The 12,312-nt window shown below is 44.8% G+C and carries 8 protein-coding genes; 5 read left to right on the top strand and 3 right to left on the bottom strand.

Going from position 1 to position 12,312, the window contains the following annotated elements; all coding sequences use genetic code 11:
• The first annotated feature begins 411 nt into the window (after positions 1-411).
• Positions 412-1,320: a DUF4382 domain-containing protein gene (locus VIM72_RS13005; RefSeq protein WP_332003265.1), complete on the top strand. Its 909-nt coding sequence runs from the start codon at positions 412-414 to the stop codon at positions 1,318-1,320.
• A gap of 477 nt (positions 1,321-1,797) precedes the next feature.
• Entirely contained in the window at positions 1,798-2,397 is a 600-nt protein-coding gene (locus VIM72_RS13000; protein WP_332003264.1) for a hypothetical protein, read from the top strand.
• A gap of 1,015 nt (positions 2,398-3,412) precedes the next feature.
• Here the strand turns inward: VIM72_RS13000 and VIM72_RS12995 are convergent.
• Positions 3,413-5,809 (bottom strand): glycoside hydrolase family 31 protein, encoded by a 2,397-nt coding sequence (locus VIM72_RS12995; RefSeq protein WP_332003263.1) that lies wholly within the window; start codon positions 5,807-5,809, stop codon positions 3,413-3,415.
• Positions 5,810-6,075: 266 nt separating this feature from the next.
• Positions 6,076-7,176: an oxidoreductase gene (locus tag VIM72_RS12990; RefSeq protein ID WP_332003262.1), complete on the bottom strand. Its 1,101-nt coding sequence runs from the start codon at positions 7,174-7,176 to the stop codon at positions 6,076-6,078.
• 184 nt (positions 7,177-7,360) lie between these two features.
• Here VIM72_RS12990 and VIM72_RS12985 point away from each other — a divergent pair, with 184 nt between their 5' ends.
• The gene (locus tag VIM72_RS12985) at positions 7,361-10,423 is read left to right on the top strand and encodes a sensor histidine kinase (protein ID WP_332003261.1); all 3,063 of its coding nucleotides are present in this window, start codon (positions 7,361-7,363) and stop codon (positions 10,421-10,423) included.
• A gap of 47 nt (positions 10,424-10,470) precedes the next feature.
• Positions 10,471-11,139, top strand: a complete 669-nt coding sequence (locus tag VIM72_RS12980) for a response regulator transcription factor (protein ID WP_332003260.1) — start codon at positions 10,471-10,473, stop codon at positions 11,137-11,139.
• Positions 11,140-11,435: 296 nt separating this feature from the next.
• Here the strand turns inward: VIM72_RS12980 and VIM72_RS12975 are convergent, their stop codons facing one another.
• Positions 11,436-11,585: a hypothetical protein gene (locus tag VIM72_RS12975; protein WP_332003259.1), complete on the bottom strand. Its 150-nt coding sequence runs from the start codon at positions 11,583-11,585 to the stop codon at positions 11,436-11,438.
• Between the two features lie 337 nt (positions 11,586-11,922).
• Here VIM72_RS12975 and VIM72_RS12970 point away from each other — a divergent pair.
• Positions 11,923-12,312, top strand: a 390-nt coding sequence (locus VIM72_RS12970; protein WP_332003258.1) for an ATP-binding protein, incomplete at its 3' end; no start/stop codon positions are given.

Below are 12,312 nucleotides of genomic sequence, written 5' to 3'. Positions count from 1 at the left end.
TTTTGTCAATTTGTTTGACTTAATTTTTAAAAAAAATGCCGGGAGACAGCAGGAAAATATTACCCTGTTATCTCCTGGTATCTTTTATATTATTAGGATGATTCTCATTGAACACGTTATCTTTTTTAAAGATGCTATTTTCTTTCATCTTTATAAAACACAAAGAATAAATCCTTTATAAAAGGATAAGGAAAAAATCAGCGTAATCAGCGTAATCATTATAATCCTGAGTCAGACAATCTTCGCTACAATCTTCGCACAGGGTTAAACTTTTCTTTATTTCCATCGTCTATAAGCTGTCTGATCCCTTTTGCAATAACCATTGGTGGTGGTACGTTTTATGTGATGTCGGTATTTCAACCAGATCAATTCGTCCATATTTTTATTTAGTTACATAAAACCGTTCTTTTTATGAAAAACGTTCTCCGCAAGCCGGGGCCTGGTTTAGTGATGGCGATGTTGGCTGCTGTTACATTAGTGGTATCCTGTAAGAAGGAAAGTTCCACTTCTACCACGCCTGTTCCGGACAATAAGCAAAAAGTAAGTCTTTATTTATCAGATGATCCGGGGTACTTCGATAAAGTATTACTGGATATCCGCAGTGTGGAAGTATTGGTAGATACCTGCGGCAAAACAGATGATGATAACTGGCCGGACAGGGACCGTTGCTGGTGGGATGAAGACCGCCACGACCGGAACAGTGGTAAAGACACCTGCCAGTTGTGGGATTCACTGGATATTAAACCAGGTGTTTATGACCTGCTGACTTTAAGGAACGGTGCCGATACGTTGCTGGCTGGCGGTATAGTGGCGAAAGGAACCATGGAACGTATCCGTATTACTATCGGCGACCAGAATTCCCTGGTAAAAGATGGTGTTACCTATCCTGTAAAATCGATCGCAGGGCAATCCAAGATCATTGTAAGGGTGCGTCATAACGAATGGGATGAACTGAGTGCAGACAACCTGCAGTTGTGGCTGGACTTTGATGTACAGCGCTCCATCATCAGAACATGGAATGGAAAATTCATCCTCAAACCATACATTAATGTATTCACCATTCTCAAAATGGGCAGCATTTCCGGTAAGGTAACACCATGGGACGCCTACCCTGTGATCTCCATTTATAACAGCAGTAGCGATACATTATACGCACTACCGTGGAGAAGCGGTGAGTACAAGGTACGTGGGCTGAAAGTTGGCAACGACTGGAACGTTTTTGTGAACGCCTCCAACGGTTACAAGGATACCACCGTTACCAATGTGAAAGTAGAGCGGGGCAAGGATACGCGGATCGGCAATATACAGCTGCATAAGTAAATGGGTCGCCTTCGGCGACTATGGCAGATTTTGTCTGCCGCGGATTTTGTCTGACTCAGGATTACGCTGATTATACTGATTACTTTGAGTTAACTTTTTGGATTATAAATGATTCGGGGAGAGAGAAGCGGGTGATCCGTTTTTTATCTCCCTGATTTTTTTATTCATCCAAAAATATAATCAGCGTAATCAGTGTTCCAGTACAAAATCCGTGGTGGGTTATTTGCTTTTATCTCTCATTATTTTATTAATCATTCAAAATTCCAAAAATAAAAATCGAGGTAATCAGTATAATCAGTTTAATCCTGAGTCAGACAAAATCCGCGTTAGGCTATTCGCTTTTATCTCTCATTTAATCATTCAAATCCAAAAAATAAAATCCAGGTAATCAGTATAATCAGCGTAATCCTGAGTCAGACAAAATCCGCGTCAGACAAAATCCGCCTTAAATATTTAACTTGCAACAAAGTACTATCTATGAGAAGAATACTGTTTTTATGCCTGTTGCTGTTGCTGGCATGGAGCAATGGAATGGCCCAGGCAAAAATAAACCAACGTGATGCACAAAACCGTAAGCAGGGGCGCTGGGTAGAAGAAGTAGGAGAGCTACGGGGCGAGCCTGGCTACACCTGGGAAGGTGTTTACAAAAATGGCCGTAAGGAGGGCGTATGGAAAAAAACTTCTGCCATTGGTAACCTGCTGGCGGAGGAAACCTATAAGAACAATGTGCTGGACGGGTATTGCAAATATTATTTCCCCAACGGGAAACCCAGTGAGGAAGGGGCCTTCCTGGCTACGGAAATTGAGGGGCAGCGGGATACGATCATGATCATTGACCCGGTAACCAACGCTGAAACCCCTACGGAGATTGTAAGACAGGGGAATTCCGTTCGTAATGGAGTATGGAAGTTATATGATGAGGAAACGGGAAAGATGGTAAAAGAATATTACAAGCGGGGTGAAACCGTAACGGCAGATGAGTTGGGCGATAGCACAGAAACGGCCGCTCCGGCCGCAAAGAAGGCGCCATTGCAGCTGCCGCACGAAAATGCCGGCAAGCACAAAAAGAAGGGCTGATCAAAATGAACAGGAATAAGGCTAAAATGAACAAAAAGATTTTGTCCGTTTTAGCTTTTTTTATGTAATTTCATTAAAGGATGTGATTTATAGAACCCGTAAGTCACCAATAATTTTTTATTGCAGAATCCTTTTAACTTGTTTGTATGAAAAGCCTAAGTATCAACCACACAGAAAATCCTCAGGAACTACACGGAATAGAATATACGACCGATAAGATGGAGATCCTTTTCAGAGCTGTTTTTATCTTCCTGGTGTTTTGCGCATTGACATCTATTTTCTTTCTGTCTATTTTTTATTGAGCATAAACAATATTTGAAAAGGCTCAAGGATGAGTGTTCATCTTTTGGCCTTTACGTTTTTGCTTTTGCCTGGATGATGTTCTTTCTTTCATAGGGAGGCAAATGCTGAAGCCTGTCAGGCCTCTTACCACCTGGTGGATACTATCTCCATACAATCATCATCAAAGTCTTTCCTGAGATGAAGCACCACATACATCTCCACAAATCATCATCGAAATTCTTTCCTGAAATGAAGCCCCACATACATCTCCACACAAATCATCATCAAAGTCTTTCCTGAAATGAAGCCCACATACATCTCCACAAATCATCATCAAAGTCTCTCCTGAGATGAGCCCCACATACATCTCCACAAATCATCATCAAAGTCTTTCCTGAGATGAAGCACATACCCATACTCCATAAGAAGTAGCAAAGCCATTACGGCGGCATTCCGCCCCGAACGTAAATTTGCTAAATTGATTTTCTATGATGTAACCCTTATTCAAAAAGGATCTGCCGGCTTTTTACCGTTGTAATTGCTTTATGAATCCTTAATTCAATGTTAAGGAGTTATTCATTTTGTTCATTCTGCATTTACACCGGCTCAACATTTTGTACAATGATATTTAGCATCTAATTTTATATTTCTAAAGTTGGCATAGGTTATGAAACCGGCGCGAGATCTCTATCTGAAGTGCCTTTTTTTCTTCTCACCACTTTAGCTGCTATTTTTACTTCATCGATATTTCTTCAAAGTTTCTTGGTACTACGAAAGATACCGTATTATCTGCCTGCAGGTTTTCTGGCCGTAAGGTAATGGTCTGCCCGTCTACCAATAAGGTAGTGGGTTTGAATGGCAGGCCATGGATAATGATCCTATGATTTTTATAGGATGTTTCGTAGTTGATATAGAATTGTTTTTTGAGATAAAACTGTTGTGCTGAAGAACGTTGCTTGAAGCGGATCACGTTATATTGCCCGTTCTTATAACCGTAGTGGTCGCCGGCATCTTCATACAATACGCTTTTTACTTCTTCTTCCCCGAAGTAAACATGCAGCAGCATCTCCGTAACCGGTGTTTGCTGGGTATACTGCATTTCCGGGTATTCCGGTAATACGGCGCCTGCTTTTACAAACAGCGGCATTTCATCCAGGGGCGTTTTTACCTTTATTTCTTTGGCGCCGGTGTATTTCTGGTCGTTCCAGAAATAATACCAGTTACCGGCAGGCAGGTATACGCCTTTTTCCTGCATTCCTTTTTCGCTTACATGGCTGATGAGCAGCGAATCGCCGAACATAAATTCGTGCGAGCAGTTGTGCGTAGCCGGATCCGCCTGCGCAACAAAAGCCAGCGGGCGCAGCATGGGCGTGCCCTGTGAGGCGTATTGCCAGAAGGTAGTATACAGGTAAGGGAGCAGCTTATATCTTAATGTAATAAATTTAGTCACTACTTTTTCGTACTCTGCGCCAAAGCTCCAGGGCTCCTGGTTAAAGCCTGTTTCATTGCTGGCAGAGTGAGTGCGCATGAGCGGGTGGAAAACAGCCAGCTGTATCCAGCGGGTGTACAATTCCCCGTCGGGCTCGCCGATAAAACCACCGATATCACTACCGGTGAAAGATATCCCCGAAACGGATAAACGCTGGCATTGCACGCTGGCCAGCCACAAATGCTCCCAGCTGGAAACGTTATCGCCGGTCCATACAGAAGACCAGCGTTGGGCGCCGGCATAGCAGGAACGGGTGATGAGGAAGGAGCGGTTGGGCATCAGGTATTTTTTCATACCGGCTGCGGTAGCCTTGCTCATAAGGTGACCGTATACGTTATGCGCTTTACGGTGACTAACCTCTTCGCCATCATAATCGTGGCGTACATCTTCCGGGAAGGAGCCCATTTCAAACACAGCGGGTTCGTTCATATCGTTCCAAACGCCGCGCACGCCAATTTCGGCCAGGCTTTTGAAAAGGCTGCTCCACCATTCCCTTACTTCGGGATTGGTATAATCGGGGAACACGCATTTGCCCGGCCACACATCTCCTTCCATGAGCGCGCCGTCGGCACGTTTACAGAAATAGTTGTTTTTGATGCCTTCCTGGTATACAGCGTAATCGGTATCCACCTTAATGCCGGGATCGATGATCACTACTATCTTGAACCCTTGCGCGGCCAGGTCTTTGATCAGTCCTGCCGGATCAGGGAACCATTCCTTATTCCAGGTAAAGCAGCGGAAGCCGTCCATATAGTCAATATCCAGGTAAATAACATCGCAGGGAATTTTCCGTGTCCGGAATTCTTTTGCAATCTCCCTCACGCGGGTATCCGGGTAGTAGCTCCAGCGGCACTGGTGGTAGCCCAATGCCCACAAGGGGGGCAGTTCAGGGGTACCTGTAATTTTTGTATAGGATTCGGCCACTTCCAGCAGGTCGGGGCCATAAATAAAGTAATAATTCATTTCTCCGCCCCGGGCCCAGAAACTGCAGGCGTCTTCCCTTTCCTTGCCAAAATCGAAGATGGTACGGAAGGTATTATCGAAGAAAATGCCATAGCCTATGCCATGATGCAGGCCGTAATAAAAGGGGATATTCCGGTACAGCGGATCTGTATCTTTCTGGTAACCATAGGCATCCGTTCCGTAGTTCTCCAACCGTTTACCACGGAGGTTCAGTTCAGTAGGCTTATCACCCAGCCCGTAAAAGCATTCCCCTTCCTGTACTAACTTGCTGCAATACTGGATCTTACCACCTTTGAGCAGGTAGTGCTGCCAGTGATAACCCATTTCATCCTGGTTAATCACTTTGCCTTCCTTGTCTGAAATAGTGATGCGGAGGTTATCGCGTGCAATAAATACTTTCAGTTCATCTGTATAGATCTCAAAAGTTTCTTCCCACTCCTTAATTCCGAATGAGATGGGCGATTCTTCCAGCGTATCACTGGTAGCATAGGAAAAATCCCTTTGAAAAGTGCCTTCAGCAGCGTATCTGAAGCGGATGATCTTATCGGCGATCACTCTTATTTCGAGAATCGTTTCTGTAGTATAAAAACAAAAATAATTTCCTTCTTTTTTCCATTCCCTGATCCCATCAGGATAATGTTTGGCGCCGTATTTACTGGACGAGGTTTCAACTTGCATAATCTCTTTTTCTGGATGCGCGGTAATCTGTTACCGAGGTCTTAAATTACATAAAAAAATCAGAGTAGTGATAGTCCTTTTGCGTTAGATGCTACTTTTCCGGCGTTTACCCTGTAAATTGGCAGCTTTGCAAAAAATCCCGGCAAGTAAATGAATTACTTATTAACTTCATATCAATAAATTTACTTTTTGCTTTAACCTATTTTAGTGGGTGCACCTTTCCAGGAGCACCTTTTTATTGGCGGTGGCTTGTAAGGCAGTTGGGATCAATGGTTTGCAAGTTCCCCGATATCTTTCCCCGCCACATACGCCTTAGTGCCCTTTCTTGCTTTTGCGGCCACATTGAATCCTTTCCCGATCGTTTTCCAGTGATGTCCGCCATCTGTTGAAATATCCGTACCGGAAGTGCCGGTGGCGATAAGCAGCTGCGGGTTGATCCAGGCTACACAGGAGCGGTATCCGCCCGGAGGAGTGGCGGGTGCCTTCCAGTTGCGGCCTCCATCGGAAGTAAGCATGCAATTGCCTTTCCGGGCGGTATCCTGCTTATAGTCGCCCCCTACTGCAATACCGTTGGCGGCATCGCGGAACGCGATGGAAAATACGCCGGTGGTGCTGCTACCCTGCACCAGCGGGATCGTATATGCCTGCCCGTTATCACCACTTTTAAAGAGGCGCGCTACCTGGCCACCGGTGGCAAAGTAAACATTATTTTCCGGAAGCAGTACCAGGCTGGTGCCGCTGGCGGCAAAGATAGCTTCCCCTTCCGCTGCACGGGGCAAAGCAGCAACAGGATCGGCTTTCCAGCTAAGGCCGCCGTTATGTGTCCGAATGACAATAAATCTTCCTTCTATAGGATCGCCGATGGCAATGCCCTCCTGTTCGTTAAAGAACTGCATGGCATCAAAGAAAATACCCGGCCTGTTATCATAGAATACCTGTTTCCAGGAATCGCCTCCGTCTTCCGTTAAAAAAATCAGCGCCGGTGCGCCGGCATTTAATACAATGGCTTTGCGGTCGTTAAAGGCATACAGCGAGCGCCAGTCACAGCTGTCGCAGCCGCTTACGGTAACCCATTTCCAGTGCTTACCGCCATCAGTGCTGTTGCCTACCCGGCCGCCGGTACCGGAAGCCCATACAATATCATCCGTTACTACGCTGAGGCCCCGTATACTTTGAACCGGAGTTGCCGTCAGGATGTTTATATGATAGCCGGCATTGGTCTCTTGGGCGGCAGCCGGTGTAAAGGCCCATATCAAAGCAAAGCATCCCCGCAGGAGCGGGCGCAGCAGGCAGGTGGTATAACGGGCAAAGCGCCATTGGCGGATGTTTAAGCCTGTCCGGCCGGATGTTGCGTTGGCTGTATTCATAAAGCATTTCATTTATTCCCAATCTGTTACCGGGAAGAAAATTACAAAATTGCTACAAAGTGTGACACAGATTTATATATTTGCAGATTACCTGACCTGCTTACTCAATAACAATATTCCAGTGCATCGACCGCATCGCTTAAAAATGTTTATCCTATGCTGTATTTGGGGACTATTCCCCGGAATGCTCCATGCACAGGACAAGCCATACATTTTTGACAGCTACAGCGTTAATGAGGGCCTTTCCCAAAGTACCGTATTTGATATTACCCGTGACGACCAGGGATTTATGTGGATTGCCACCCGCGATGGGATCAACCGCTTCGATGGTTATACCTTTAATGAGTACCGTTATAAACCAAGCTCGCTTTATAAGGCAGGGGAAGGGAAAGGGGAGCTGGTGGCCCGCGGCTCTACGGGCAACCGCGCCGTGATCAACCGTTTTGACCTGAAGGGATATAAAGGCTTTTCTTTTTATAAAGACAGTCGCTCCCAACTGCTGCTGGCCCATAACAACGGCATCAGCGTATACGATAAATACAAGAACAACTTCAGCAGGTTGTTTGAAGATACGACTACTGTAAATGCCGCAGAGCGCGATGCCAATGTGAAATTCGTGATCCTGGGAGAAGATACTGCCACCAATACGCTGTGGGTATGGCGCCCGATGAAAGGCATTTATGTGCTGGACAATACCACTTATGTTACCCGCCGTATTATCCTGTACCCGCCACAATTCCTGCAACGCGGTATACTGCCTTCTGTAGTCATGAAAGACGGGAACACCATCTGGATGAACGGGGACCAGGGCGAGCTGTTTTCCCTGAACACTAAAAACCTCCGCATCTCTACCTATTGTTTACCGGGCGTTGGCAGCAAACCGCTGTTGCGCAACCTGAATAAAGATTCGATGCTCATTATCAGCGCGGGGCATATTACGTTGTTCAACAAACAGCGCAATAAATTCAGCGACCTGGTTTTTGATATGAAAAATGAGAAAGGAGAACCGTTTATCCCGGCGGTGTCTGAGCTGGATCAATATGGTAATGTATGGATCGGCGGAAGCGACGGCGTGCTGATTTACAGTATTGCCCGGAATGAAATTATACGGCATATTGTGAGCTTTAATACATTTGAAACGCGCTCGTTCAACAATGTATCCTGGCTTTACCGCGATGTGGCTGATAATATGTGGGTAGGCACGGATGGCGATGGATTGAAAAAATATTCCCCGCATAAAAAAGTATTTAATCTTTACCGTTCTCCTTATATCACCCATAACATGGTGCAGGCAGTGTACAAACATGATGATGGTAAACTGTATGTGGGACTGATGCGGGATGGAATGAATATTTATGGAGATGGAGGGAAATTCCTGGAGCGCATTTCAAATGAATTATATCCCGGGAAGTTTCCCGGCAATGACCTGGGAGCTATTTGCAGGGAGAACGGGGATCAGCTATGGCTGCACTTTGCAGGTATGCATATCGGGTTGTTTAATGTACAAACCAAGTCCTTTATTGACCTTACGGGAAAAGTAACCGCGTTGGGCCTGCCTACACAGCCGGCGCCATTTCCTTTCCTGTTCAAACGTACCAACGGGCAGTTGTATTTTAATTACGGCGGTTACCTGCTGATGTTTGATGAAACAGAGAGGGGACATGAAGCGGCAGTAGTGCATCATTTTAAAGAGGAGCTGCTGACTGCTTTCTACGAAGACTATATGGGTAACCAGTACGTGGGCACAAAATCGGCGCTGTATGTAAAACGGGTGGCCGACTCCCGCTGGAAAAGCGTATTCATTCCATCCGGTACCACCGTTAAATCCATCAATAAAAATGCACACAAGGAGTTGCTGGTGGCTACCAATAAAGGACTATTCATCCTGGATGATGCAGGTCGCATTAAGAAGCACTACAACAGTTATGATAATCCCAAGCTGATCAACGACTACATGTACGGCGTACTGCTGGATGATAAAGACCGGATCTGGGTAAGCCACAATAAGGGATTATCGCAGATCAACCCGCTAACAGATGAGATCACTACTTATAATAACGAGGACGGGTTGCAGTCGAACGAGTTTAACACCGGTGCGTTTTATAAATCCATCGATGGTGAATTATTTTTTGGCGGTATCCGTGGTGTAAATGGTTTTTATCCGAAAAATTTCCGGGATAACCTCTCGAATGCAAAAGTGGTCATCCGCCGGATGGAAGTGCTGGACAAGCCTTATGAATCCGACACCGCGATCTCATTGCTCACCAAAATTGAGTTGCCATATAACCAGAATACGATTGCTATTGAGTTTGTGCCACTGGAGTATACTAATCCTCTAAAGAATAAGGTGCAGTACAAACTGGAAGGGGCGGATGAAGACTGGGTACAGGCCGGTACTTTCCGCATGGCGCGTTATACGAACCTGCACCCGGGCAGTTATGTTTTTAAGTTAAGAGGATCCAATAATGATGATATCTGGAGCACGGTGCCTACTACGCTGGAGATAGTCATTAAAATTCCTTTCTGGCAATCGTTGTGGTTCCGGTTTTTATTGCTGCTGCTGTTGCTGGGAATCGCCTATTATTTTTCAACGCTGTACCTTGATTACAAGATACGGCATGAGAAACTGAAGCTGGAGAAAGAGCAGGCGGTAGACCAGGAGCGGGCGCGCATTTCCAGCGATATGCATGACGACCTGGGATCAGGTTTATCTACCATCAGGTTGCTGAGCGAGGTGGCCAAAAGAAAGATACAGGATCCTTCGCAGACGAGGGAAGTGGAACGTATTTCAGAAACGGCAGGGGAAATGGTGGACAAGATGAGTGAGATCATCTGGGCGATGAGCTCCTCCAACGATTCGCTGGCCAACCTGATCGCCTATATGAGAAGCTTTGCAGCAGAGTTCCTGGAGCATGCACATATCACGCACCAGTTCTATATCCCCGAAGTGATCCCGAACATTAAGCTGAGCGGGGGCACACGAAGGAATATTTATTTGGCAGTGAAAGAATCGCTGCACAATGTTGTGAAACACGCTAAAGCAACAGAAGTAATTGTGGAAGTGAAGGTGCATAAAAATATGACGATTATGATCAAGGACAATGGAAAAGGTTTTGACCAGGAGAAGGTCAGATTATTTGGTAACGGCTTGAAGAATATCCAGAAGAGAATGATGTCTGTAGGCGGAAACGCAGATATCAGCTCAAACAACGGCACAATAGTTTTTCTCGATATCCCACTAAATTAACATACATTTGTTTTTAATAACATTTAAGTGTTATAATTTCCTTTAAAATGACTGTATATTCAAAGAAGAAGTCCCAGGATAATATGGATACTATCACCATTGCGATAGTGGAAGATAATCATGATATCCGCACGGCTATGGAATTGCTGATTAATGGTTCTGACGGTTACGCCTGTGTAGGGACATTCAACAATGCGGAAACTGCCGTGGAACAGATCCCCCGGTTGATGCCGAATGTAGTATTGATGGATTTCAACCTGCCGGGTGGCATGAATGGTATTGAATGTATTGCGCAGTTGAAGCGTGAGCATCCCGACATGCAGTTTATGATGCTGACAGTGTATGAAGATGACGATAAAATCTTTATGGCACTGGAAGCAGGGGCCAGTGGTTATATTCTCAAGAAAACATCCCCGGGAGAATTACTGGAAGCTATTCGCGACTTGTATGATGGCGGTTCTCCGATGAGCTCGCAGATAGCGAGGAGAGTGGTAGCATTTTTCCAGAAACAGGCAAAGCCTAACCCGGCGCTGGAAGCGCTGACCACGCGTGAAAAGGAAATCCTTGACCAGTTATCGAAAGGCTACCTGTACAAGGAAATTGCCAGCAACTTATTTATCAGTATTGAAACAGTAAGACGGCATGTGCATAATATCTATGAAAAACTACACGTGCGCAGCCGTACGGATGCCGTTAATAAATATTACAACAGGTAATTGGTAACCAGGGATCTTATTGTTTCATGTAATGATGAAGCAACAAGGTCCCTGATTATTTTTTTAGTGTTGCCCTGTTTTCGGTTTAAACAACAGGTGCACAGTTAATACCACAGCAGCAATCAACAGACAGGCAAGTCTAAATAAAAGACCAGTTTTCATAAGGATAGGGATTTACGGTTAATAGGTAATATGGTTAAGTTCCGAACATAACACTCCCTGATGGCTATTGCCAGGCTAATGTGACAGTTATAAAATATTGTATGAAAGCCGGTTGCTGGAAAGAAATAATGTGATCATCGCATCATCTGCCATGAATCAAATTTCCGGATGAGGCGAAGGAATTTATTCCCAATGCTGTTATCCTGTTCTTTTTTAATGAAGTAAGTGGCGGCGATAGCGGCCAGTAAAACTGCAGTAAGCAGGAGTAGAAATAGTATTTTCATAAGGACATAGGTTAGGATATCTTGAAATAGTTGACTTATGTAAATATAAAGAAATTTCTGATATAAGGATTCATTCACATTATATTTTTTTATACCATTTTCATGTGATACTTCCCTAAAATCCCCAAAAGTGATCATTATCTCCTGGAAATATAAAATTTAACAGTCTTAATACATTGGTAACAAATAAAATAAGCATAGTGTATAACTTATACTTGGGATGATTCCCTGAATCCTTTATTTTTGCCAGCAATCCGATTTTGCTAAAAGATTTAGTATCCTTGCAAAACATTGGATGACCTGTGAAACAATAGTATTTAGGAAATTATAATATATTATGGCAAATACCGACAAAACGGATAACAAAGATCTATTTGCTTCCTATACGGAAGACTCCATACGGTCGCTGGACTGGCGGGAGCATATCCGCCTGCGGCCTGGTATGTATATCGGTAAACTGGGAGATGGCTCAAGCATGGATGATGGTATTTACATCCTGCTGAAAGAGGTGACGGATAACTGTATTGACGAACATACCATGGGCTTTGGTAAGCAGGTGGATATCAAGGTAACGGAGCACCATGTTACGGTACGTGATTTTGGTCGTGGTATTCCTTTGGGAAAAGTGGTGGATGTAGTAAGTAAGATCAATACCGGCGCCAAGTACGACAGCAAGGCCTTTCAGAAATCGGTTGGTTTGAACGGGGTGGGTACAAAAGCAGTGAAT

Source organism: Chitinophaga sp. (assembly GCF_036569185.1).
GTDB lineage: Bacteria > Bacteroidota > Bacteroidia > Chitinophagales > Chitinophagaceae > Chitinophaga.
This window is presented reverse-complemented; position numbering and strand designations above follow the sequence as displayed.